Raw genomic sequence first — 25,494 nt, 5'->3', positions numbered from 1 at the left:
GCAAAGTAATATTCGTTTGGAGAGCGGAAGGCGGAATGCCGTATTTTTAAGCGCTGGGACTAGGCTGCAAACTTAGCAACCCATTTACCGTTTAAAAGCAATGGCTAAACCCAATAAAGACTTTCCTGGCTTCGTTAAGGTGCGTGGCGCACGTGAGCATAATCTTAAGAATGTCGATCTTGACATTCCACGTAATGCCTTAGTGGTATTTACCGGCATTTCCGGTTCGGGCAAATCTTCCCTGGCTTTCGGAACGCTATATGCCGAGGCGCAGCGGCGCTACCTCGAATCGGTTTCACCCTACGCCCGGCGTCTGTTCAATCAAATGGCTATCCCCGAGGTGGACGAAATTGAGGGACTGCCGCCTGCTGTTGCCTTGCAGCAACAGCGCGGGGCCGTTAGCACCCGCTCGTCGGTGGGTAGCGTCACCACCTTATCTAACTTACTGCGCATGCTGTATTCACGTGCCGGAGATTATCCTGATGGGCAGGGCATCATTTATGCAGAGTCTTTTTCGCCTAATACACCAGAAGGTGCCTGTACCGAATGCCATGGCTTAGGCCGTGTTTATGAGATCACCGAAAAGACGATGGTTCCCGATGATACGCTTACCATCCGTGAAAAAGCCATCGCTGCCTGGCCCTCGGCTTGGCAGGGGCAAAACCAGCGGGATATCCTGACCACTATGGGTTATGATATTGATGTGCCATGGAAGGACATCCCCAAAAAGGACCGGGAATGGATCCTGTTTACAGAAGAACAGCCCGTAGTACCGGTTTATTCCGGCTATTCGCACGAGGAGATCAAACGCTTTATAAGGAACAAACGTCAGCCGGATTACATGGGCACTTTTACCGGTGCCCGCCGGTATGTGCGACACACGTTTGCCAACTCCCAGAGCGCACTGATGAAGAAGCGTGTAAGCCAGTATATGATCAGCAGCGAATGCCCGCTTTGTAAGGGTAAGCGTCTGCGCCAGGAATCCTTATCGGTAAAGTTTGCGGGTTATGATATTGCCGAACTGTCACGGCTTGCACTGGATAAGCTGGCAACAATATTCGCACCTTATGGAACCGGCGAAGCCGCAGCATTAAAAAAGATCCAGTCAGTTTCTCCCGAAAAAGTTGAGGTAGCTAAACGCATAGCCGAAGACTTGGTTGCACGGCTGCAAGTAATGCTGGACCTGGGCTTGGGTTACCTAACCATTGAAAGAAGCACCCCAACCTTGTCTCCAGGTGAGTTACAACGACTGCGACTGGCAACACAGGTACGCTCCAATCTGTTCGGGGTAGTTTATGTTTTGGACGAACCTTCAGCCGGGCTTCACCCTGCGGATACCGAGGCTCTTTTACGGGCATTGGATAAACTGAAAGCTGCAGGTAATTCTTTGTTCGTAGTTGAACATGAGATCGATGTGATCCGCCATGCAGACTGGATAGTTGATGTTGGCCCGGCCGCGGGCGAGCAAGGCGGACATATCTTATATAGCGGAGTGCCCGAAGGTTTACGGGAGGTGAAAGAATCTCTAACCAGGCATTATATATATAATAACGTTAATAAGAAAAGTATTGGGCCAAGAACACCGAAAGACTGGCTGAAGCTGGAAGGCATCACCCGAAACAACCTCTCCGACTTGAACGCAGCCTTTCCATTAGGCGTATTAACGAGTGTGACCGGTGTATCCGGTTCAGGTAAAAGCAGCCTGGTAAGCCAGGTACTGGTAGAACTGGTAGCAGAACAGTTAGGCTTAAAAATTGAATTGACCGATGATACAGAGGGAGACCCGCTTGAACAAACAGAAGTACAGACGCTGGGCGGCCGGATCATTAGTGGAATGAAAGGCATTAAAAGGTTAGTGGTGGTGGACCAAAAGCCTATTGGCCGTACCCCGCGATCTAACCTGGCCACCTATACTGGCTTGTTCGACCATGTACGCAAATTATTTGCAGCTACAAAGGCGGCCAAATCCCGTAAGTTCGATGCAGGGCAATTTTCCTTTAACGTGGCCAAGGGCCGTTGTCCGCATTGCGAAGGGGAGGGGATGGTGATGGTTGAACTGTTGTTCCTGCCGAGTGTTTATACACCTTGTCCAACTTGCGGCGGTACCCGCTACAACCCCAAAACGCTGGAAGTAAAATATAAAGACAAGAATATTGCCGAGGTTTTGGGACTGACCGTTAGCGAGGCCGCAACCTTTTTTGATGAGGAGCCGGCTATCAGCAGGGCACTTGATGTAGTTGTTGAAGTTGGCTTGGGGTATCTGCGGCTGGGTCAGCCAGCTACCGAGCTGAGTGGTGGTGAGGCGCAGCGCATTAAACTGGCAACGGAACTACAGCGAGCCCAGCATGGCCAAACCCTTTACATCTTAGATGAACCTACCACTGGCCTGCATCCATCTGATGTGGAACGTTTGCTTACTCAGTTAAACCGGTTGGTTGATGCCGGAAATACGGTAATCCTGGTAGAGCATGATATGGACGTTATTGCAGCCAGTGATTGGGTGATCGATATTGGACCAGGTGCTGGTGATGCCGGTGGTCGTATTGTAGGGGAGGGCAGGCCAGCAGACATCGTTAAGAATCAGCAGAGCCGGACAGCGCCCTATCTTGCCAAACACTTACTTTAAGGCGTTCATTGTGCTTTGAATGTATTTTTTAGGCTTTTTACCCATATGCTTTTCAAACACTTTGGTAAAATGCCCAAGGTTTTCAAATCCCATTTCGTAGCCCGCTTCTGATACCGAAAATCTTTCTTCGCGCATCAGCCGCGCGGCTTCTTTCATGCGTAAATGCTGGTAATAGTCATAAATACCCATGCCAAATACCTGTGTAAAAATTTTGCGTAGCTTCAATTCGTTCATGCCTGCAATTTGCTTTAAGATATCGATGCTTTTGGGCTCACTTAGGGAAGAAACAATCTTGTCGCGAACGAGATAAATAGCTTCGACGTCCTTCGCGCTCAGTTTTACACCCTTTGCACCATCGCGCTTTTTTAAACTGGTGAACAAATGGTAAAGCAATTCCATCGCCTTTGTTTTGTAATAAAAACTCTTCATGGCACCCGGCTCTTCCTTTTTTACAATATCGTTTACTGTGCGTAGAATATCATCTGTCATCAATTCTTCTATCCAGAAATTATTGGCGCTGTCAAAAAGGTAATTAAAATGCTCTGCTTCTTCCTTTAAAAAGTTTATCAGATACCCGGCGCTGATGCTGATAGAGACATGAGAAACATGGGTGTTCTTCTTAAAATCTAAAGATTGACGGAGGGTATATGGGAAGATGCGTACATAAGGCGGTTCCATTGGCACCGTGTTTCTCTGCTTATTTGATCCGTTATCTGCGTTGCTCTCAAAAATGTTGTGGAAGACAATGCCTATACCATCTAATATATCCGATTGTCCCGTTACACGGGTAAAGTCGTCTAATACGTAAAACGAGCCAAAGTGCATGGCCATCTCGGGTAAAAAAGTAAGCCCTTTAAACAACGTAACCTGAACGTGTTGCAACACATCTTCCAAAACCACCCCTAATTTATTTGTGAACTCGAGTATGCTCTTGGGATTATCAGCAGTGATGTTCAAATTCATCTTTTCGATTAAAAATATTAGTTTATGGAATATTTTACTTGTAAAGCTACAATTAGTTTTGCCTTATCAACGATGTGTTATTACAAAATAATTGAAGCAATGAAAAAACAAGTCTTAATATCCGGAGCCAGCTTTGCGGGGTTAACGCTGGCCTATTGGTTAAATAAATTTGGTTACGGCGTAACTGTAGTAGAATTAGGCAAAGACCTGAGAACAGCCGGGTCACCGATTGATGTACGTGGCGACGCCCTAAACGTAGCGATAGAAATGGGCATCTATGACCAAATAAAAGCCAATGAGTTTATACACACCGATGAGATTGTGGATGCAGAGGATCAAACACTTGCCAGGTTTGCCATTAATAGTTTGCCGGAGTATTTGGGTGATATTGAAATACACCGTGGCGACCTCGTGAAAATTATTTATGAGTCCATCGCAAAAAATGAGGTGCAGATAGTTTTTGGCAATAGTATATCCAAATTAACCCAGCATGATGATCGTGTGGAAGTATCCTTCGAAAACGGCGAAAGCAATGCTTACGACTATGTATTCGGCGCCGATGGTACCCATTCTACTGTGAGGAGGCTTGTATTCGGTCCCGAAAATGACTTTAAGAAATTTTTGGGAGTTTACTTTGCATTTGCTGCTGCGGATCATATCCAAACCGGTCGGCCAAAATCTACGGGTATTGTGTATCGCGAACTGGGTAAGCAGGCAGTGATCTTTCAGTTTAAAGATGCGGCGAATGCCATCCTTGTATTCCGTGCACCCAAACTCGATTGGCATTACCGTGATCGCGAGCGGCCAAAGCAAATTTTAAGGGAATACTTTGCAGGAAACACCAATTGGAAGATGCCGGAAATATTAGAAGCCATGCTTAAAGCCAATGATCTTTATTTTGATGAGGCCTGCCAGATCCAAATGCCAACCTGGACAAAAGGTAGGGTGGCATTGATTGGCGATGCCGCTTATGCGCCAAGCTTTTTCACCGGCATGGGTACCAGTTTGGCTATGCAGGGCGCAACGTTATTGGCCAAAGAGCTGCACGCCAACGAAGATCACCAAATTGCGTTTAAAAAGTATAACGAAGTCTTCAGGCCGTTTGTAGAAAGTGTTCATGCGCGTGTGGACAGTTCGCTACGGGTACAGTTGCCCGAAACGCTGGAGGAGCTACAGGCATCTTTTGAGGCTTGGACTAATCGACAGTAGTGATTAATAAGGTCCGGTCATTACGACCGGACCTTATTATATACTTCGAAAATTTGTGAAGACTTCGAATTTGGTTTAAGGTTGGCTATCCTACCACAGGTAACGAACCGCCATCAATAGCGTATATAGTTCCTGTCAGGTAAGCAGCAGATGGTGACACCAAAAAGTGCACTAGTTGAGCCACTTCTACCGGCTCGGCCATACGGCCCATCGGTATTCCGCCGGTTTGTGCCATCAGTTGTTTCATTCCCTCTTCCGGTGTAATTCCAGCTGAAGTTGCGTAGTCGTTCAAGAATTTGACCATCGGTTCTGTTCTGGTAGCGCCAGGTGAGACCGTAAGCACCCGTATGCCTTTGTCGGCCAGTTCGGTGGCCAAAGCTTTACTGTAACTGTTCAGCGCGGCTTTCGAAACAGCATAAGCCAAGTTCAGGTTCCATAATGCTTGTTTACCGGCAACAGATGATATATGTATGATCACGCCGCTTTTTTGTTCTATCATTTGTGGTAGCAATATTCTGTCGAGCCTGATGGCAGAGATCAGATTCAGATCCAACTCCTGTTGCCAGTGTGCATCGGTAAGTGTGCTATGCCCGCCACCTGGTGTGGTTAGCCCGCCTACGTTATTGATCAATATATCAATGCCGCCAAAAGTATTTTTTATTTCGTTAGCAAGCGCCGTTACCTGATCTGCATTTGTTAGGTCCGCCGCGATAAAGTGATGAGTTGTATCCTCGGGCTTCGCTCGGGCACTAATAATAACTGTTGCACCTACTTGTGCTAATTGGTCGGCAATTGCTTTACCGATACCTTTTGTACCACCGGTTACAAGTGCTCTTTTTCCTTTCAAATCTTTTAATTCCATGTTGCTGTTGTGTAAATTCTGAAACATTTGTTTCAGAATGGGTTAAAAAAATTATTTGGTTAATTGTTTAATAAAGTATTCCGCCATGCGCTTGATCTTGACCGGGTCTTTGTGCAGGATGTAAGATTCGTACCAGCCCGTCCAAGTGCTGTTGAAATAATCGGCCAGCAAAGCCGGATCTTCATCATTGCGGATCTCGCCTTTATCCATCGCTTTTTGGATGAGGTCATGTAAAAACTGGTAAGAACGCTGATCATCAGCTACCAATATCTGCTTAACGCGCTCGTCATTCGTAGCTACCTCAAACGCACTTTTCACCGCCATGCAGCCATCTTCACCGTTTATAATGATATTTACTGCTTCATGAATGTAATCTACTAACACTGACAATGGCGACCTTTTACTCATTAAGCGCTTGTCCCAATCCTGTTTCCTGATATTGGTGTAGTGCTGCACACAACGCACAAATAGTTCCTGCTTGTCGCCAATGGTGTTATAAAGGCTGCTGCTGTTGATCTGCATGGCATCGGTAAGGTCGCGTAGCGAGGTAGCATTATAGCCTTTCTTCCAGAAAACTTCCATTGCTTTCTGGATCGCTACAGCTTCGTTAAATTCTACATTCCTGGCCATGAGGTTACAAAGGTACTCAAATCTGAAACAAGTGTTTCAGATTTGAGTCATAATCATGGGATTGTCAGCCTGCTTTGCGAATGTCTCAAGGAGATTTGATTAGTAAGATCGGTCATCTTCGCGGTGAATAGTTTTAATCGTGTCTCTGTAAGTAATAGAAGCAAAACACGGCAAGTGTGTTCAGACCTTGTATCGTTGGTAATGCCGTCACTGTCGCTTTAACATTCTTCACCTGGCCATCGCTACCTTTTCCGGAGTTTGGCTAAGTAATGCCCCGATTTCACTACGCCCGGGAGCTGAAAGCTGATGACCTTTGACTATATCAAAAAATTAATAAAAAATGAAACAGTCACAAACTCCAATCATCAGTTTTAGTCCCGTTGTGTTACTTGTCTCCGGCCGTCACGTGGACCTGGAAATGAAAGTTTCGGCTCCGGCCAGCGGAAACAACCTGCCGGTTATTCTTCTTTCGCATGGGCATGGTGCGTCTAACTTTCTTTCATCTTACCGAGGTTATGGCCCTGTTGCTGATTTTTTTGCCGCACAAGGGTTTGTGGTCATCCAACCTACGCATCAAAATTCTAAAGCACTTGGGCTTCCCGCATCCCTTCCCGAAGCACCCTTGTTTTGGAGTTCGCGGCCGGCCGACCTAAAATTTATCCTGGATCATCTGGACCAAATCATAGCCACTGTACCCGGTTTAGCCGGTAGGGTTGATCAGGAAAACATTGCGGCTATTGGCCATTCATTAGGCGGCCATACGGTTGCTATGCTGGCCGGTATGGAAGTTACTGACCCTTTAACCGGCAACATTGTGAATTTAACCGAACCGCGGATAAAAGCGCCCGTAATGATTGGCCTGCCTGGCGGTCCGGAAGGATTGACCGGCGCAGTGAGGCATCATTATCCGGTATTGGCAGCTTCTAATTTTGGCTCGATGACTTTACCGGCGCTTATTGTAAACGGCGACAAAGACAAAAACCCGATGTTCTCTGATCTGGACAACTGGCGTGCCGACGCTTATTACCAAAGCCCGGGCCCGAAGGATCTGCTGACTGTGTTTGGCGCCGAGCACATCTTTGGTGGCATATCAGGGTATGATGCCCTTGAGGCAAGTGATGAAAATCCCGAGCGTGTTGCCTTTGTATGTGAAAGCATTTTGGCATATATTCGGAGTGCATTTGATACGAACGACGCAAGTTGGGAGGACGCCAAGAAAAGCCTTAACGGTGTACAGGGAGCATTTGGCAGCATTGAAAGTAAATTATAAATAGACAATATGAAGGATGAAATGTCTAATCATAGATTCGATTCTTTATCAAGGTTGCATAAGGCGCTGGACATGCCGGTGCCTATGCACCCCCTGGTAAGTTTGATCAATAACGCCACAGGTAACGTTCCGTTGGAAAGGCTTCCGGACCCGCACATATTAAATTTTTACAAGATCTCTTATAAGATGAATCTCCAGGGAAAGTTCAAATATGGGCAGCATTACTACGATTTCGATGAGGGGGGAATGTTTTTCGTATCGCCGAACCAGATCACAGGAGGCCATGAACCACTCAGTGATCAATCAGGTTATACTTTACTTTTTCACCCGGATTTTTTATTGGGTTACGAACTTGGCAGGAAGATTAAAGCGTATGGATTTTTTTCCTATTCTACCCATGAAGCTTTACATCTGTCCGAAAAGGAAAAATCCATTGTCATTTCTGTTTTTCAAAGTATTGAAGAAGAATTAAAAGGCAGAATTGATAATTTCAGCCAGGATGTTGTAATCTCTCAGATCGAATTGCTGCTGAATCACTCCAACCGGTTCTACAGCCGGCAATTCATTACCCGTAAGGCGGTAAGCAGTGATTTGCTTCAAAGGGCAGAAGAGATTTTGCAAACCTACTTCCAGTCACCACACACCGCCAAGCACGGACTTCCGACTGTTCAATTTCTTTCAGCGCAATTAAACGTCAGTGCCAGTTATTTAAGTGATATGCTACGATCACTTACCGGGCAAAATACACAACAACACATTCATAACTACTTGATCGAGAAGGCAAAGGAGCAGTTATCGACGAGCCAGGCTTCGATAAGCGAGATAGCCTATCAACTAGGATTCGAACATCCCCAGTCCTTTAGTAAACTCTTCAAGCTCAAAACCAATATGTCGCCTTTGGACTTTCGACGTTCTTTCAATTAAGCATACCGAGATATACGATCATCCTTAACAAACTATAGCGAATGTTAGATTACTTAACAAGCATTGGTTAGTAAACTAAAAGCAGATACCAGAAATCAAAAAGGATAGTGGGAAAATTTTGAATTTCAAATTAGGGCCACTACAAGTGGGCAAACAATGTAAAGATGACTACGATTTTGATCTGAAATTTCAATACCAACTTCATTCGCATTGACAATTCTGTTTATTTAGGAAACCGCCATATTGTAACTGGCGGTTTCCTGCCGACAGAAATTACTATTGCAATAGACCGGTAATTACCCGGTCACTTTTAAAGAATCAATGAAACCATCCTTTAGTCCATAAAGCTCGCGATGTTGAGGTTCACATTACAATAATACCGATGTTTGGCTGAAAATAGCAAAACACGACTGAACCAGATAAGGTGTTTAGGATCAAGAATATGACGAGGCAGAGATCATCTTACTGAGTTTGGCTATGCACTCACACCGCTGACCGGTCTGTAGGCCTTCGAGCGATGGACACCTGGATCGGCTACGAAAGGTCATTTTTTAAGTTGTTCTAAGTGAAAGGCAGTTTTTTCCTAAAACCAAGAAGTATAATATCAGATCTATGAAATGTGCGTAATGATTAAGCTTTTATAATTTTCTTGAAATCCCGAATGTGTCAGCCGTTAGCTTCTGCCAAAATATTCAATACCTGCAACCGGTAAATCTTACCAATAGGAATCACGTTGTTTGAAATGGTTATTTCATCTTGGGTATAAGAATCTATCTTATCGAGTGCTACCAAATAAGAACGATGGACTCTTATAAATGAGGACGATGGAAGCATAGCCTCAAGCGAAGTTATCGCGTATTTGGTAATGACCGGTTCTTTAGTTGTGTTTATTCTTACATAATCCTTTAAGCTCTCAATGTATTGAATATCCTTCAGCATGACCTTCGTCATTTTACGGTCAGCTCGAAAGTACAGGAAAGCTTGATCCGCAGTATCCTGATTTTTACCTGATGTTTGGATTCCATAGCGGGCCTCCTGCTCGGGCAGCGCTTTGAATACCGCTTTTAGGAGACGTTCAAAACGTATAGGCTTGACCAGGTAATCTGTAACATCTAATTCAAAGGCCTTGACCGCGTATTGTTCAAAAGCGGTCGTCAGGATGATCTTTGGCGGATTAACCAATGTGCCGACCAAATCCAGCCCTGTGATCTGTGGCATCTGGATATCCAAGAACAACAGATCGATATGGTGTTGTTTGAGCTTGCTGATGGCCTGCACTGCATTACCGCATTCCCCGATGAGGTCAAGCATCGGTATCTGCGTAATATAACGTCGCAATACTTCTCTCGCAGGCGGCTCGTCATCAATGATGAGGCAGTTGTATTTTTTGATCGGTTCCATGATAAACAGTTTCGACCCCCTCAGCAAAGCCGGTTGCCAACGTGATCCTCAAGTTAACAATGTACATCTCTTCTTCATCATTGATCACCAGTTCATGTTGACCGGGATACAATAGCTCCAGACGTTTACGAACATTGGCGATTCCGATTCCCGGGTTCAGGTTTTTGCCGGTGACCGGTTTTCCATTGATCAGTTTCATGGAAAGTTCGTCGTTGTCAAGTGAGATTGTAAGACTGATCCAGGGGCTCTCCGTTACCTGGCTTGCACCGTGTTTGAAGGCATTTTCGATGAAGGGCAAAAGCATTAAGGGAGCAATAAAATGGTCAGTTGCTTTCGGCATCTGAACGGATATATCTAAACCCTGGTCATACCGTGCTGATTCCAGCGCGAAATAATCTTTGATCATTTTCAGCTCTTTATCAAGCGGCACTAATGGTTGGCTGCAATCATAAAGGATATAGCGAAGTAATTGAGATAGTCCCATGATCATTCCCGATGCCTTTTCAGAAACTTCTTGTGTGAACGAGTATATATTATTGAGTGTATTGAATAGAAAATGCGGATGCAACTGCGCCTTTAACATTTGCAGCTCGGCATTTGCTTTCTCCTTCTCCAGCATGAGTGCGGCTTGTTGCCTTTCATAAAAGCACTTCATTAGCTTGATCGCAGCGGCTACACCGCCTACTGTGATACTACCCCGTAGACCGGCGAGCAGAGCTACGCCGAATTGCACATAAAATGCCGGATGAGGCTCACGTGCAATAATTAGTGAAATCTTATCCGCATTGAGATGACGTATGTAGTCGATCACTGTCATAGACAAGGCCGCTGACAGAGCCGCGGTTAGAAACACCAACACAATCGCGCTTAAAGTAGCCCAGGCATACTTTCCAGGCAACACCAGCTTAGGAATTACTAGATACATCAGCGTGTAAGCTAAAAATATACTTGGGATCAAATACATCAAGGTTTCTGGTGATGTAATAATGAGCCGGTGCAGAAAGGGCTGTCGCTGCAACGCTGGTGATGGCGAGAACGAATACAGCATTAGCTGAAACAGGAACCAGAGCAGCCAAAAGCACCAATGCCGTGAAAGGCGCCATTTAGCGCTATTGGAATAAATGAATGGTATCTGCTGCATCGAACTTCATTATCACACTAAGATACATATTGGCTATCAAAGCCTGCTATCATAGCTCACTTATTCGACAAACGTAATTAAGCAGCCCACCAAATCATTTCGTCGACGACGAAATGATTTGATCGACAAAGATCAAGTGTATGTTTTCGTAATGGCTACGTCGGGCTACTTTCTCAATTGCGTATTACTAACGCCGGTAGATTTGAATAAAAACGATCACTATGAAAGCATTATTCACCTTAATTTTTTTGACCTCCTTATCGCTTGGTGTGTTCGCACAGACCGATACAACCAGCTATCCAAAGGAGCGCCAGGAGATCCGGCAACTTCTGGGTACCCAGGGACCCGGAACAAACTTAGATTGCGCAGACATGATCGCCGTTGGGCCCAAAGGCGACATTTCTTTTACTCGTCAACAGTGGATTGAAGCGCAGAAAAAAGAAAAGCTGGTGTTTAAGTCCGTTAGACCAGTACCTGGTAACGAATTCATCCGCATTTATGAAGGCACCACCGCCGTGGTCAACCTGCTGATCAACGTAAATATCGTTGTTGATGGCCGTGATCTGAATATCAAGGTCCGCCGTTTAGAAGTATATCACAAGACCGCTGGTAATTGGTGCCGTGTGGCCGGCCAGGGTACGCAGGTAGACGAGAACTTATTTCCGGTAAACAGTAAATAAACTAAATACGACCAGGATCATGAAAGTAAGCATCTTGACTTTTTCGCTATTACTCGCCATAAAATTCACGTTAGCTCAAAGTACCGAGAACGAGATCCGCAAGCTGGATCAACTGGAAGCACAAGCAACCATTAGTGGCGATACCCTTACCCTCAAAAAGCTGTGGTCACCCGGTTTTGTGGTGAATAACCCTGCGAATGCAATTGTAAACGTTACGCAAATACGGCAGCTGATGAAGGAAGGTAAGATCGCCTATACAACTTTCAGCCGTGTCATAGAAAAGATAACGATCACCGGCCCGGTGGCGGTAACAATGGGCTATGAAGAAAATGAGCCCGAGAAAGCAACGGATAACGCTGGGAGAAAAGTAACTCGCCGGTACACGAATGTCTGGCTAAAAGAAAAGGAAGGCTGGCGAATCATTGCCCGACAGGCGACCATCATTGATGTAAAGTAGCAAAGGTTTGACCATAATTTTCTCCACTATGAAAAAAACAATTCACCTGCTGATAGCTCTATTAGTATTGCACCTACTTTTGTTAAGTATAGGTTGCAAAAAAGATAAAACACAGAAAGATCCGGATAAAAACACAACAGGCTTGTACGGCTTTTCAAACACAGAATATACCGGCTTGGCGAACGTTGGCAATCATTATTTCCCCAGACCGCTTTCTTTAAGATTTGGAGAGGGTAACGATGTAACGGCCTGGTCGCATTTGACACTTACCGTATGGCGCCGTGGCGATGTTCACGGAAAGATAACAAAGGTCGAAGAGGGTGCTCAGGGGCAGACCTCGGTGACGATCTTATTCGACCTGCCCGGCGATGAACAATTCAATTCGCCTCAGGTGTATACAATTTCTGCCGACAAGAAAAGCATCACCGGTGGCTCTTCACCGATCATTTCCATGGTCGATATGAAACTCTTTCCCAAAGATGCACCCAGCATTGTTGGTACTTGGGCACAGCCTGATCATCCTGAATGGTTTCCTGACGTAAACGCCATTGCATTCCTTCAAAATGGGAAAACCATTTATACGCAGGGTGGCAAAGCTCTGTACTACGTATATGACGAGGGGATCCGGTGGGAAGAGAAATATAAGCAGGACGGCTCGCGTATTACGTTCACTGGCGTTAATCCGGATGTTGCCAGGCCGTTAATTACATCTATTCCGTATTATGGTGTACTTTCCAGCGATGGAAAGATACTATACGTTGATGCCTACGAGTTTTCTGCGGCCCGGGTATCAACTGCATTAAGTACATTTCCATGGTATGGTCCGAAAGGTGTTACACCATGGTTGATCAGGCAATAGTCTAATTGGATCGGTGTGGGCAGAGTTGTTCAAACCAGTTGTTCTATTATAGGCATGGCTTTATATTGGCGCTACTGCGTTCGGCTATTTGTTGATCCCGCAAATAAAATAAAACTAAAAACCTTCCATTGCCAATTTTAGAATGATCATAAGCTTTAAGTTCCAAAGAAGGCGCATATCAGGAAACACCAGCAATCCGAGCAGTTAATCTTAAAGAAACGATTATGAACTACCAACGGATAAAGTCAAACATAAAGTTACTCGCATACAATCTATGGTTAAATATGTAATACTTTTTGTTATTTAAATTAAGGAGTTATGGCAAAAGTTGTCTAACGATTTAACACGACAATTTTAGTCGTTTTTGGATTGACCTTCAACATATTAACTCTAAAATTTTTCAATTAAATTATGCTTTACAAGAACATATTTTTACGAAATTTTTAAAATTTCTGAATCAAAATTAATTTGATTTCTTGTTTTCAATTAAATAAATGCCAACTTTGTGTAATTGTGAAACAAGAAAAGACAACCATAATGACCCAATGCTGCCGGATGATGTCCTGCTTGCTGGTCATTGTTTTTCTTGGTATTTCAGTTGGGCAACTTTTCCACAGTCACAAATCAGGTATTAAGACAGAGCAGTCTGCGGATGAAGATGCCAGTTATCTTACGGAAAAGTGTAAAGTGTGCGAGTTTTACGCGCATAAACACAGCAAAGTAATCAATCTTTCTTATCCACCCGTATTTACAGTACCCATTCCTGAACCGGTAACCTATACCAGTCATTACTTTATCGGGAATTACAAATTCACACTTCAGGGCTTTACAAACAAAGGTCCGCCTGCTGCTACCTGCTAAGTACAGGTATGCCCCAAACCTAAGTATTATTTAACGTATTTAGCCTTGAGCTGACAGTGCGTTATTGTACCTTGAGGTACGGTTGTTTTACTATCTGTCTTCGCATTCCCCCTTACGCCTGACTGGCATCAGGCTTCCAATTTCACATTGATTTTTCATCGCATGCCCCCAGCGGTTATGCCCATTTTTCTACGTTTTGAATTTGATCGTCTCCTGTCTTGGTGGCTGGTTGCGCCGTAATCAATCCGGCCTTTTCGTGTGCATTACCTTAGGTTTCGTACTGATAGGGCAATCATCTATTGCACAACAGTCCCGTCTTACCGGCAAAGTGCTGGATCATCATGGCCATGCCTTGCCCGGTGCGCATGTAACGCTGGTCAATGTACAATTAAGCACCGTAACCGATCCATCAGGGCAATTCAGCTTCCAGATGGTGCGCGCGGACGACTATACAATCAAAGTCTCTCATGTGGGCTATCGAGAGGTCGTTCGCCAGCTCTCGGTATCTGACCTGAACGCGCCCTTAGACATCAAAATCTACCCGCTTAATCAGGCCTTGGATGAGGTGACAGTTGTAGATAAGCATGTTGAAGCGCGTAAGCAGACGGAATCGCTGAACGTTGAAATAGTCGATCAGCGCTTCATCCAACGTAACCTCGGTGGCAGTTTGATGTCAACGTTATCACGCTTGCCCGGCGTTAAAACAATCGGTATCGGGTCGGGACAGTCAAAACCGCTTATTCGCGGCCTTGGCTTCAACCGTGTAGTTGTCGTGGATAAGGGCATCAAACACGAAGGGCAACAATGGGGAGCCGACCATGGCCTGGAGATCGACCAGTTTGCAGTTGGCGAAATAGAACTGATCAAAGGTGCCGCCTCCTTCATATACGGATCGGACGCTATTGCCGGCGTTGTCGATCTGAAACCAGTACCACCGCCGCCACCTTACACGGTGGGCGGCTCTGTGGACCTGATCGGTAAGACCAACAATCAGCTTTGGGGAAACACGGTCAATATCTTCGGCCGCAGCAAACGATGGTTCTTCGACTCCCGGTTCACTTACCAGAATTACGGCGATTACCGCGTACCTATCGACAGGATCTATGTTTACGACTATGCCGTTGACCTGTATAAGAACCAACTGCGCAATACGGCGGGTAGGGAAACCGGATTGCATTTCAACACCGGTTACTTAGGAGATCGTCTTCGCTCCATTTTTTACCTCAGTAACACCTTCAGCAACAGCGGCTTTTTTGCCAATGCTCACGGTCTGGAGCCGAGGATGGTGAATACCGCATTACATGATGCTTCCTCGCGGGATATTCAAATGCCCAGTCAGCAAGTAAACCATTTTAAGATCATCAACCGCACTTACTACCAAACCGGCGATCATATGCTGGAAACGGAACTAGGTTACCAGCACAATTTTCGTCAGGAGTTTAGCCAGTACGTCAATCACGGCTACATGCCGCCGGTATATCCGGATACCATGCGAATACCCGCCAATCTGGAAAGAGAGTATGATAAGCACGTCTATTCAGCCAATCTTCGTGACCGCATCAGCTTCGGCAAACATGAGCTAACCATTGGATTGAACGGTGAACACCAGGATAACGCCATTAATGGATGGACGTTTTTGGTGCCGGGTTATAAGCAGACAACAGCGGGAGGCTTCGTGTACAACAAAATGAAACTAAGTGAGCAGCTTCTTCTACATGGGGCAATTCGTTATGATCATGGAAGCGTTCGGATGTTTAAGTATACCGACTGGTTTGAATCTCCGGTAACGGAGAATGGGGTAACAACCTTGAAAAAATTAGTCAGGGCAAACGACCTGACCAGGAACTTCAACAGCTTTGTTTGGTCCTTGGGGTTAAATTACAACGCAGACCAATTTTCACTTAAATTTAATATCGGCAAGAGCTTTCGGATGCCGATCACCAAGGAGTTTGGCGCGAACGGCGTGAACTATCATTATTTCAGTTATGAACGTGGTGAACCAACATTGAACCCGGAACGATCCTATCAGGCTGATCTGTCTGTAGGTTGGAACAAAGCGAAATGGTCTGTACAGATCAGTCCTTTCTATAACTATTTTCCGAACTACATTTACCTGAACCCAACGCCCGATCACAGTCCGGGTGCAGGTGGTGGAAATCAGATATTTCAATATGCCCAAAGCCGTGTAGTGCGGTACGGCGGGGAACTTCAGGTGAAATATCAATTCCTGAAACATTTGAGCACCGAAATACTGGCTGAATACCTATACGCGAAACAGCTTTCAGGTGCCAAGAAGGGCTTTACGCTGCCATTTTCGCCACCGCCGTCTGCGCTCTTTAATGTCACTTGGTCGCCAAAATTAAACACCCGTTTACAAGGCACTTACCTGTCGTTAGACTATCGCATCACCGCTGCACAGAATAACATTGTACCGCCTGAAAAAAAGACAGCTGACTACCGAGTGATCAACCTGCAGGCCGGAACGAAACTACACTTATACAAACAGCCTGTGGTGATCAGTCTGCAAGCGCAAAACCTGCTGAATACCCGGTACCTGAACCATACCAGTTTTTACCGGCTCATTGAGCTTCCTGAAGCCGGCAGAAATATCATCCTTTCACTTAAAGTGCCTTTCTTGATTAAATCGTCACAGCCCAAGCAAGCAATTTAAAAATCAAATGATACAACAAAAACTACCAATGATGAGATCCACGAAGATCATGGCCGCAGTGCTGCTATTGATGGCGACTTTTTCGGCCTGTAAGAAAGACAAAAACGAAGAGCCCGAGCTGGCTAAGCCAACCATAGACCATATTGAGGTTGGTCTAAACAACAACGAACTGGGCGTCATTGACAAAGACTTCCATTTCAATGCTGAGGTGCTGGCTGCCACTAAGATCGAAAATGTACAGATCAAGATCATGCCAAGGGCCGGAGAAACTTATAGCAAAGCTTGGAAGCATGAGATCACATGGGACCAGTATAAAGATGCAAAGAACGCCACAGTGCATAAACACTTCAATATACCGGCGGACGCGGCCGAAGGCAAGTACGATTTCCTCATTGTCGTTAACGATCAAAACGGGACCAAATTAGAGGTCAAGAAAGCCATTACAATCTACTTGGCGGCTAATGTGCCGGTAAATCCAAACGCCGGTATATTCAATATTTTTTCTAACGACGCCCGTTATTTCAGAAATGGGCAATTTACTGTCGCTGGAACAAAGCTTAAGAAAGGCGATGTGATCAAATCTCAGGTAACCATCACTGATGTAAAAGGCGATGGCAAAATGTACATCCTGATGATCAACAAAAAACATAATCATCGCCCCGAGGCGATAGATAAGATCGACTTCAGCAAAGCGATTGTTTACGATGTCTTAGAGCATAAAGGCTGGGACAAATCTGACTCGTTTTCCAACTCCACAGTTGATCCGGTAACCTTCCTGCCCATCCGCATATTTCCGGCGTTTACCATCGGAGCAACCGTGGACAACAACACACCTACAGCCAACCCCATCAGTGGAGCTAAAGCCTGGGAAAGCGGCACGTATTACTTCGGCGTAATCTATAAGAACACCACCTACAACATTGGCTACTTCCAGTATATCGAGGTGCCGGTGGAGATAAATTAACTATTAATAAAGAATGAGAAAAGAACTACTCGGAGGCCTTATGCTCCTCATTTTGAGCATTAGTGCCTGTAAAAAAGACGGAACACAGGAAGCGATTGACACCGAATATCCGATAATTAATGTGACCGGCACCAGTGCATTTCCCAAACAATGCAGCACCGTAAAGCGCGGTGAGAAATTTACGTTCAGGGCGCTGCTCAGTGATAATATTCAGCTCGGATCAGTAAGTGTAGACATTCATCACAACTTCGATCACCATACGCATAGTACAGAAGTAGAAAGCTGCAACATGGATGCGATCAAAACGCCCGTAAAGCCTTTCCTGCTTATCCAAGCTTATCCTATACCCACCGGTCAGAAAACCTACGAGGTGCAGCAGGAGATCACCGTACCTGCCAACATAGATCCGGGTGATTACCATTTCATGATCCGCCTTACCGATAAGGAAGGCTGGCAGACCATTAAAGGCTTAAGCATCAAGATCACAAACTAGAACAATGAACATTAATATAACAAACCATAAAATGAAATTCCTCCAAAGAACCGTTCTCGCGCTTACCGCTTGCCTGCTCATTTTTAGCAGCTGTAAAAAAAATAACGATGAAGCGCCAGCGCCAGCTAAGCCGTTTGCGATCACCGATAACTTTATAGCCGGAACACTAACTTCAAGAAGCGGAACTAAGTCTACCAGCGTCTTTTTCATCCAATTACTGGAAGACAATAAAGCGCTCTTTATCAATTCCTCTTCAACTAACCTGACCGGTACTTACACGCTTACCGATACGGAGCTGACATTCGAGGTGACCGGCGGCAATGCACGCATAGCCAGGTTCGCGCTGGATAAGGACAAGAAGGTCACTTCGGCTTACTACAAAGCCTTGACCATGGAGTATGATGCAACAGGTGAACTGTTACCTGTTAAAACAACGAATGAACTCGCCGGCAAAGTATTTAAAGGTGATGAGTACAAAATGGGCGATTTACTTTTCAGGTCGGCGTTAGTATACAACTTTGCCAACACCAGTACGTCTTACGGTTCTGGAACTGATGTCGGCACGATCGTGAACACCGCTAACACTTATACGCTGATCGGTGGGTCTGGCTTTAAATATCAAAGTGGCAGCACTACCGAGCTTGGCTTTGTATCCGGCAAGCGATTGACCGTGTTCCGCTCCAGCGGTTTGTCTTATTACGGAAAATACGATCAACAATAACCTTTCTGCTGATGAAAGTCAAATACTTACAGCTATGGATGATGACCTTGTTGATCATCATCCTGCATGCCTGCCAAAAAGATGCAGCAGTGGTTTTAGATAAACCGTCTATAGCGATTGATGAGGTAGGACTCAATAATTCCAAGGTGGCCTACACCGGCAATGACCTGCATGTGGATGCAGCGGTGACAGGTCCGGCTAAGATCGCCAGTATCAAAGTGCAGATCACGCTTGCGGAGACAAACTATGGATGGGATTTCGTCAAAACTTATACAACACCTTATGCAGGGAGCAAAAGCGCCGACTTTCATGAGCATATTGATATTCCTGAAACGGCGAAAGCTGGAAAATATACCCTACTGATCGTTGTCACCGATGAGGCGGGTAATAAAACGCAAGCGAAGGTCGATTTCGAGGTGATCAAGGATCTGTCACTGCCCCGCATCACAGAGGCATCCTTAAAAACGGTATCTGCTTCAACGCTGAATTTTTCCGGAATGATCCAGGCGGCTAATAAGATCGCCAAACTGGTCGTGGAGGTTCAGTCCAGTGCATGGACCAAAACTTTTACTAATACGGATCAGGAAATGGTAGACCAGACCTCTTATCGTTTAAGCAAAGACATCGATCTGAGCGGTGCGCCTGCCGGACACTATCACGTCAACATCACTGTATTCGATAAAGCTGGTAAGCAAGCGCTGTATGCCTATCATTTGGACAAATAGTATCACCTGTAAAATATAACGGCTATGACAAAAGAATTAAAGTCAGCTATACGTGTCGGAAAGCGCCGGCAAATTAACCTGGCAAAAATGCTGGCACTATGGGGCACCTTGTTTGGGCTTACTGCCCATCATCCGGTAAAAGCGCAGAGCAATGACTATGACAAAGCCATCGCCAAGTTCACCGGTGAGCACAAATATGATATCGAACGCCCGGGTGCGCTGGATGGTATCACCGCTCCCAACTTCTCGGGCCAAACTTTGGACGGCACCAACTTCCACCTGGCAGACCTGAAAGGAAAGGTGGTGGTACTCAACTTCTGGTTTATCGCCTGTGCACCTTGCCGGATGGAGGTTACACCCCTAAATGAAGTTGTTAAGCAGTTCGCCGGCAAAGACGTCTTGTTCATGTCGATCGCCCGTGATCCTGAACCAGACCTGGTAAAGCATCTCCGCGGTGCCATTTTCCATCCAGGTGATTGCAGACCCTGCCGCCGGCATCAGCAGAGATGTGTACCACTTGTTCGGCTACCCGACGACGATCGTTATCGACAAACAGGGAAAGATCAGGTATTATACGCTGGGTGGTAAAATTAATGAAGAAGCGGTTCGGAAAGAGCTCAGCCAAAAGTTGGTACCTGTGATTACCGATCTATTGTAAAAAGCTGAACCACTGCCATACATTTTTTATATCAAATTATCATAACATCAGATGGGCAAAAATGTATTTGCACCATCGATTTAGCAAAACATCAAATCAATTCATTATTAATAAAAAATCTACAACATGAACAAAAAACACTTAAGAAACCTAGGCCTTCTGTTAACTGTTACGCTTGCATTTGCCGCCTGTAAAAAAGACAACAATGAGCCGGAGCCGGAACAACCCGGTCAAGTTAACAAGGAACAGAAATACGTCAGGGTGCTGGTGAGTGACGAACTGAGCACGCAGTTAAGCTTTATCGATCCATTCAATACTAAGGTAACTGCGATCACTGCCAAGTACCCGCTCGCTAATCTTTACGGCACAGCCTCCGGCCGCTACGCCGCTGTTTTGTATCAAAACCAAAACCTGGTGGAGGTATTTGACAGTGGACTTGCCTCGCATGTGGATCATGTGGACGAGGTAGGTAACGCTAAATGGGCTGCCATTACAGCCACTGGATTGAAGCCTACCCATTTCAAAAGTATAGGAACAGAGTCACTGATCTTTAATGATAACGATGGAACATTGAGCTTGGGTTATGATGCTGATTTCAACACCCCAGGTGCAAAGTTCAAAACCGTTAATGCCGGCCTGTTACCGCACCATGGCGCGATGGCACAGTTCGCTAACGGCAATTATGCCGTAACTGTTGCGCCAACCAGTGGCGCATCTCCAAACCGTGTACAGATCATCAATAAAAGTGGAAACCTAGTACAGACATCAAACCTGGAGATCGGCGCTATACACGGCAATGCCAGTGATGGAAATATTGCCGTTTTTGGCGGATTTACCAATGCTTCAGCAACTGCAGGCGGTGTACTGGTGGTCAGCGCTTCTGGCGAACAGAAATTGATTCCCAACCCGGAGAACTTCGGGGCGTTTAGGTTAGCCAACGTTTATTATGCTGAGTCGGCTAAAAAATTTATTGGTTATGTAGCCACTAAAGGTGCTTACCTCATCGATGTTACCGGTAATAAGATCACGCCCATTTATGCCGGCAGCGATGCATTCCAATGCAAGGTGGACTATGCGGGTAAGAACCTGATGGTGTTGACCCTCGATGGCAAACTGCGGATCTATGACCTGTCAACCGGGGCATTGAAAAAAGAAGGCAATGTGATCTCATCAGTAGCATCTGCTGATACCTATAAACCCGTACTGGAAGCAACAACCAAATTCGCTTACATCGCCGTTCCTGCATCAGGTGAAGTATATCAGGTTGACCTGGCCGATTTCAACAAAGTAATCAAACACAAAGTAAGTTCAAAACCGGTGCGGCTCACCCTCTTCGGTTTTGAGAGCAGTGCCGGGCACGAATAAAAAAGAAAGTGGCGGGTGCTGATCAGATCGGCACCCGCCAGCTTTAGAAAATTCAGGCGCAAAGCATTAAGTATGATTCAGCAATTTTAACTACCAGATCAAGTGTGCACATAAATATTAATTATGGAATTGGTATTAGAAGCAAAGAGCCTCAGCAAGAATTACCCTCTATTAGACTGGAATCCATAAAGAAAAGGCTATAAATCATCGATTTATAGCCTTTTTTTTACATTTAGACCTTAATTCGTGGAGCCGGAGGGATTCGAACCCTCGTCCAAACATGGTATAAGGTAAGCTTTCTACATGCTTAGCTCTGTTAATTTGTCGGGAAGGGGAAGGTCAGTTGCTCACCTATACCGTCTTCCGTAGGTGCTTTATCTCGCTCGCTTATCACACCTTAAGCAAGCCAGTTTCATCTGTCGATGCCCCGTATGCCAATCCGATGAAACGGAAAACCGGCGGGACAAAAGCTATGCTAATTCTAAATTAGGCAGCTAAGGCGTAGTTATTTTCGCCATTTGTAAGTTTGAGCGTTCAGATTATAGCGCTAATTCACACAACGCGCTGCATGCTTACTTACTTATCTCCATCCTGTCAATTCCGGTCGACCCCATTTTTGGTCTGCGTTATGCAGGGTGAATAAAGTAACCACAAATGTACAAAATTCGCGCCAGATAACTAACATTCCGTAGTTGTTTAATAATGTTGTCAGATTGTAGGCGGAATATCTTGAAAGTTAAAGATTAAATACACCTTAAGTAAGCTTGGTCTAGATACAATAGCATTACTATCTAGAGTACTAACAAAAAAGCCGTTGCAATTAGGCAACGGCTTTCATATATAACGTAAGTTTATCGTTAACTCGCTATTGACAGATCGTTATTAATGCAATTATTGATATGACGCATCATTTCGTTTGCAGTCATATCCCAAGAGTTAAGGGCAAGGAAAGTATCGACTTTTTTGAGCCATTGTTTTCTGTCAGCAACGGCCAGTTCCTGATCAATAGCCTGCACAAACTCCTGGGCCGTTGCGCCGATGTGCACCAGGTTTTTGGTGCCATAAGGGTTCACCACATCTTTGATAGGAGTGGATACCACTGGTATGCCTGCTGCCAGGTACTCAGGCGTTTTAGTTGGACTGATAAAGCGGGTGGACTCATTTAGCGCAAAAGGAATCAGGGCTACATCCCAGCCCGACAGGTAAGCCGGCAGTTCCTTGTAGGTCTTTTGTCCCAGATAATGGATGTTGGCATTCTTGGGCAAAGTGGCCGGGTCGATTTTTACAACCGGGCCTATGAGCATGATCTGCCAATCGGGTCTGGCATCAGCAATACCGCGAATGAGTTCGATGTCAAAGCGCTCATCAATCACCCCGTAAAAGCCCAGCTTAGGACCTTTAATCCCTGCCTGGTCTTGCGGCTCTGCTTTGGCTTTGCGGGCCTTGGCAAAGTGTTCCTTTTCAATGCTGGAAGGGAAGGGGTAGATGTTGGCATGCTGATTCTTTTTAGCCTCGTACAGTGAGTGCCCACCGGTAAAGACCACATCAGCATACTTCATGAGCTTCTTTTCCATGTCTTTAAGCGCTTTAGGGGCGTTCTTAAAGGCAGAGAGTTCGTCCATGCAATCATATATGGTCACCTTAGGCGTATGTTTTTCGGAGAAAGACATGGCCATGGGTGAGTAGTACCAGAAGGCAAAGTCTTCTAAGTCTTTGTCTTGTAAAAACTGATTAAGCAGGCTGCCCACCGTGCTGGTCACTTCCTGTTCAGAAAGGCCGTGCGGCAGGTGAGGTACGCCTACAAAAATGTTGCCCTCGCGTGGTGAAAAAGAAAGGCTGGCCTCGGAGCAGTCCTCAAAAAGCGGCTCTTCTAAAAAGTAAACTTTAAAGTAGGCAGCAAAACGGCTCAGCAAATGTTGTGGACGCTGGTACACAAAGTCCCAGCGCAAATGTGAAAAGCATAGCAGGTTACGAGGGGCAGTCTTAATCATTTTTTTCATAGGAGTAAAAGGCATTAAAATCAATCTGTTAATACTACAATTAAACTGCCTTTTTGGTTTAGTACCTAATTGAAAATTGTATTTATTTCCTAAAAGTTAAGTGTTTTATAGGTAAAAACGCAGGTATTTATACGCCGTGGTGAAAAAATGAATCTGGTAAGTTTGCTGTAAATATGAGATGTTTTGCGCATCCGCCTTTACAACTTGTATTGGTTTGGTAGCCTGTACTGATAAACTGTATTGTTTCTAAATTAAAACATATTAACTAATATGGCAGCTAATAAAGCTCTTAAACTTAAATTCACTTACCTACATCAGTTGTTTACCAGTACTGTATTGCAACAGTATTATCCTAATGGATACGTTCTGTACAAAGTTAGCCTTAAAGCAGGCAAATATTGGTTTTTAAAATATGATGGTCAGTGGAAGGTATTTGGTGATTTTAAATTAGGAAAAAGTCTTAAAGAGCTGATCATTACCAATATTGAACAGGCGGTTCAACAACAGCAGAAAACTACTGCACCGAGTTGATTAAATTGATAAAGAAGTAAAATAATTAATTATAAAGAAAACATGCTTAGCTGATTGTTGTTAAAACATTTGTACTTTAAGATGCGTGGACTCTTAATGTTGTTGTAATTTAAATAGATAAGATAACAGCTGATAGGTTCGATACTCGCCGGTTTAAATAATGTGAATTAACTTAAATTAAACTAAGCAAAGTATGTTTTATCATGACAAGAAGCTACAGTACGAGGTACGTGTAGAAAAACCAAACCCCGCATTCGCTAAACTACTCCAACAGGCCATAGGTGGAATTGAAGGTGAGATTAGAGTGTGTTTACAGTACTTATTTCAGGCCTGGGGTAGCCGTGGCCCAAATAAATACCGGGATATGCTTCTAGACACCGGTACCGAAGAGATTTCCCACATTGAAATGCTTAGCACCGCTGTTGCTCTTAATCTTGAAGGGGCAACTACTGAGCTTAAAGATAAGATTGTTGGCGAAAATGCTATTGTTGGTAGCATTTTAGGAGGTATGGATCCCCGTCACGTATTATCATCAGGCCTTGCAGCCATGGCAGTTGACGCAAATGGTGTTCCTTTCAACGGTTCGTGGGTGGTAGGTAGCGGCAATATTGCGGCTGATATGTACGCCAATGTTATGGCCGAATCAACAGGTCGCGTTTTAGCCACACGTTTATGGCAATTAACTGATGACCCGGGCATGAAAGACATGCTCGCCTTTTTAATAGCGCGCGATTCTATGCACCAGAACCAATGGTTGGCCGTGCTTGAAGACTTAGGCGGTTTGAACGTTAATCTACCAATTCCTAACTCTTTTCCCGAGAGCGAGCAGGTAAATGAGTTTGCTTATGCTTTCGTTTCAACCAATATTGAGAAACCTGAGCCACCAAATGCACGTTGGGCCAGCGGCCCTTCAATTGATGGTAAAGGCGAGTTCAAATATGTATATGCCCAGCCTTTGGGCCAAGAACCTAAACTGGCACCACCCGATCCACAAGGGTTTGCCCAGGCCCAGCAAATGACTGGTGGTGCAGACAAAGGTATCCTCGAAAACATAAAAGATACCATTTTGCCTTAAATAGTAGATGATTGCCAGCCTGGAGCAACTATTGCTGCAGGCTGGTTTTTGTTAATACCATTTTAATCATATTAAAATGAAGGTTATTTCGATTAACTTTCACGGATTTCTGGACTATCTGTTGGTGATCTGATGACGGCTTAGGCGTTATATTTTGCTTTGAGCCTGTTAGCGTTGCCGCACTATTTACGCCTGTGTTTTTTGTATGACGCTTAAACGGGAGCATTGATATGAACTGCCCAATCAGAAACGTATAATCTTCCGCTTAACATCGCGTATGGACCAATGTATGCCATATTCATGAAGGTGTTAGTCAAACCTTCGGCTGATGGCAAGTAAAATCGGCAAGACGAAAAAATGTTTAGACCATTAACGTCACATTCATGTTGTGTTAGCTTATTTGTGCTA

The 25,494-nt window shown here is 44.9% G+C and carries 24 protein-coding genes and 1 other RNA gene; 17 read left to right on the top strand and 8 right to left on the bottom strand.

Going from position 1 to position 25,494, the window contains the following annotated elements; translation table 11 throughout:
• Positions 1-100: 100 nt before the first annotated feature.
• A complete protein-coding gene (uvrA, locus tag ABDD94_RS13400) occupies positions 101-2,626 on the top strand; it encodes an excinuclease ABC subunit UvrA (RefSeq protein ID WP_345952674.1) in 2,526 nt (841 codons plus the stop codon).
• Here uvrA and ABDD94_RS13395 read toward each other — a convergent pair.
• Positions 2,618-3,589, bottom strand: coding sequence for an AraC family transcriptional regulator (locus ABDD94_RS13395; protein ID WP_345952673.1), 972 nt, complete (start codon positions 3,587-3,589; stop codon positions 2,618-2,620). The genes uvrA and ABDD94_RS13395 overlap by 9 nt on opposite strands.
• A gap of 99 nt (positions 3,590-3,688) precedes the next feature.
• Here ABDD94_RS13395 and ABDD94_RS13390 point away from each other — a divergent pair, with 99 nt between their 5' ends.
• A complete protein-coding gene (locus tag ABDD94_RS13390; protein WP_345952672.1) occupies positions 3,689-4,798 on the top strand; it encodes an FAD-dependent monooxygenase in 1,110 nt (369 codons plus the stop codon).
• 85 nt (positions 4,799-4,883) lie between these two features.
• Here ABDD94_RS13390 and ABDD94_RS13385 read toward each other — a convergent pair whose 3' ends face one another.
• Together ABDD94_RS13385 and ABDD94_RS13380 are read right to left on the bottom strand one after the other, a co-directional pair.
• The gene (locus ABDD94_RS13385) at positions 4,884-5,660 is read right to left on the bottom strand and encodes an SDR family oxidoreductase (protein ID WP_345952671.1); all 777 of its coding nucleotides are present in this window, start codon (positions 5,658-5,660) and stop codon (positions 4,884-4,886) included.
• Positions 5,661-5,711: 51 nt separating this feature from the next.
• The gene (locus ABDD94_RS13380) at positions 5,712-6,290 is read right to left on the bottom strand and encodes a TetR/AcrR family transcriptional regulator (protein ID WP_345952670.1); all 579 of its coding nucleotides are present in this window, start codon (positions 6,288-6,290) and stop codon (positions 5,712-5,714) included.
• Between the two features lie 340 nt (positions 6,291-6,630).
• On the opposite strand from ABDD94_RS13380, the gene ABDD94_RS13375 reads away from it, so the two are divergent.
• Positions 6,631-7,560: an alpha/beta fold hydrolase gene (locus tag ABDD94_RS13375; protein WP_345952669.1), complete on the top strand. Its 930-nt coding sequence runs from the start codon at positions 6,631-6,633 to the stop codon at positions 7,558-7,560.
• A gap of 9 nt (positions 7,561-7,569) precedes the next feature.
• Positions 7,570-8,484: an AraC family transcriptional regulator gene (locus tag ABDD94_RS13370; protein WP_345952668.1), complete on the top strand. Its 915-nt coding sequence runs from the start codon at positions 7,570-7,572 to the stop codon at positions 8,482-8,484.
• Positions 8,485-9,150: 666 nt separating this feature from the next.
• Here ABDD94_RS13370 and ABDD94_RS13365 read toward each other — a convergent pair.
• The 3 genes from ABDD94_RS13365 to ABDD94_RS13355 are packed head-to-tail and all read right to left on the bottom strand — an operon-like array spanning position 9,151 to position 10,988.
• A complete protein-coding gene (locus ABDD94_RS13365; RefSeq protein ID WP_345952667.1) occupies positions 9,151-9,885 on the bottom strand; it encodes a response regulator in 735 nt (244 codons plus the stop codon).
• Positions 9,848-10,810, bottom strand: coding sequence for a histidine kinase (locus ABDD94_RS13360; protein ID WP_345952666.1), 963 nt, complete (start codon positions 10,808-10,810; stop codon positions 9,848-9,850). The genes ABDD94_RS13365 and ABDD94_RS13360 overlap by 38 nt, the downstream gene beginning before the upstream one ends.
• Positions 10,791-10,988 (bottom strand): hypothetical protein, encoded by a 198-nt coding sequence (locus ABDD94_RS13355; RefSeq protein WP_345952665.1) that lies wholly within the window; start codon positions 10,986-10,988, stop codon positions 10,791-10,793. Before ABDD94_RS13355 ends, ABDD94_RS13360 begins: the two co-directional genes overlap by 20 nt.
• Before the next feature lie 259 nt (positions 10,989-11,247).
• Here ABDD94_RS13355 and ABDD94_RS13350 point away from each other — a divergent pair, with 259 nt between their 5' ends.
• The 11 genes from ABDD94_RS13350 to ABDD94_RS13300 all read left to right on the top strand — a co-directional run bounded on the left by ABDD94_RS13350 (position 11,248) and on the right by ABDD94_RS13300 (position 21,480).
• Entirely contained in the window at positions 11,248-11,706 is a 459-nt protein-coding gene (locus ABDD94_RS13350) for a nuclear transport factor 2 family protein (RefSeq protein WP_345952664.1), read from the top strand.
• Positions 11,707-11,725: 19 nt separating this feature from the next.
• On the top strand, positions 11,726-12,163 hold the full coding sequence (locus ABDD94_RS13345) for a nuclear transport factor 2 family protein (protein WP_345952663.1): 438 nt from the start codon (positions 11,726-11,728) through the stop codon (positions 12,161-12,163).
• Positions 12,164-12,191: 28 nt separating this feature from the next.
• Complete coding sequence (locus ABDD94_RS13340) at positions 12,192-13,022, top strand: hypothetical protein (RefSeq protein ID WP_345952662.1); 831 nt, start codon at positions 12,192-12,194, stop codon at positions 13,020-13,022.
• 513 nt (positions 13,023-13,535) lie between these two features.
• Complete coding sequence (locus tag ABDD94_RS13335; protein WP_345952661.1) at positions 13,536-13,883, top strand: hypothetical protein; 348 nt, start codon at positions 13,536-13,538, stop codon at positions 13,881-13,883.
• A 256-nt stretch (positions 13,884-14,139) separates the two neighbouring features.
• Positions 14,140-16,554, top strand: a complete 2,415-nt coding sequence (locus ABDD94_RS13330) for a TonB-dependent receptor (RefSeq protein WP_345952660.1) — start codon at positions 14,140-14,142, stop codon at positions 16,552-16,554.
• Between the two features lie 28 nt (positions 16,555-16,582).
• Entirely contained in the window at positions 16,583-17,518 is a 936-nt protein-coding gene (locus ABDD94_RS13325; protein ID WP_345952659.1) for a DUF4625 domain-containing protein, read from the top strand.
• A 13-nt stretch (positions 17,519-17,531) separates the two neighbouring features.
• A complete protein-coding gene (locus ABDD94_RS13320) occupies positions 17,532-18,011 on the top strand; it encodes a DUF4625 domain-containing protein (protein WP_345952658.1) in 480 nt (159 codons plus the stop codon).
• Between the two features lie 31 nt (positions 18,012-18,042).
• On the top strand, positions 18,043-18,732 hold the full coding sequence (locus ABDD94_RS13315) for a hypothetical protein (RefSeq protein ID WP_345952657.1): 690 nt from the start codon (positions 18,043-18,045) through the stop codon (positions 18,730-18,732).
• 11 nt (positions 18,733-18,743) lie between these two features.
• Positions 18,744-19,457 carry a DUF4625 domain-containing protein gene (locus ABDD94_RS13310; RefSeq protein ID WP_345952656.1) on the top strand — a complete coding sequence of 238 codons (714 nt, stop codon included), beginning with the start codon at positions 18,744-18,746 and terminating at the stop codon, positions 19,455-19,457.
• 24 nt (positions 19,458-19,481) lie between these two features.
• Entirely contained in the window at positions 19,482-20,045 is a 564-nt protein-coding gene (locus ABDD94_RS13305; RefSeq protein ID WP_345952655.1) for a redoxin domain-containing protein, read from the top strand.
• 196 nt (positions 20,046-20,241) lie between these two features.
• The gene (locus ABDD94_RS13300) at positions 20,242-21,480 is read left to right on the top strand and encodes a hypothetical protein (protein WP_345952654.1); all 1,239 of its coding nucleotides are present in this window, start codon (positions 20,242-20,244) and stop codon (positions 21,478-21,480) included.
• A gap of 244 nt (positions 21,481-21,724) precedes the next feature.
• On the opposite strand, the gene ssrA is transcribed toward ABDD94_RS13300, so the two are convergent.
• Positions 21,725-22,092, bottom strand: a transfer-messenger RNA (tmRNA) gene (ssrA, locus tag ABDD94_RS13295).
• Between the two features lie 245 nt (positions 22,093-22,337).
• The gene (locus tag ABDD94_RS13290) at positions 22,338-23,471 is read right to left on the bottom strand and encodes a glycosyltransferase family 1 protein (RefSeq protein ID WP_345952653.1); all 1,134 of its coding nucleotides are present in this window, start codon (positions 23,469-23,471) and stop codon (positions 22,338-22,340) included.
• 279 nt (positions 23,472-23,750) lie between these two features.
• Between ABDD94_RS13290 and ABDD94_RS13285 the strand changes: the two genes are divergently transcribed.
• Complete coding sequence (locus ABDD94_RS13285) at positions 23,751-24,011, top strand: hypothetical protein (protein WP_345952652.1); 261 nt, start codon at positions 23,751-23,753, stop codon at positions 24,009-24,011.
• A gap of 193 nt (positions 24,012-24,204) precedes the next feature.
• Entirely contained in the window at positions 24,205-25,086 is an 882-nt protein-coding gene (locus tag ABDD94_RS13280; RefSeq protein ID WP_345952651.1) for a manganese catalase family protein, read from the top strand.
• Positions 25,087-25,494: the final 408 nt, after the last annotated feature.

The sequence above is a fragment of the Mucilaginibacter sp. PAMB04168 genome, assembly GCF_039634365.2.
In the GTDB taxonomy this organism is placed as follows: domain Bacteria; phylum Bacteroidota; class Bacteroidia; order Sphingobacteriales; family Sphingobacteriaceae; genus Mucilaginibacter.
The sequence above is the reverse complement of the archived record's forward strand: the minus strand, read 5'-3'. Positions and strand labels throughout refer to the sequence as shown.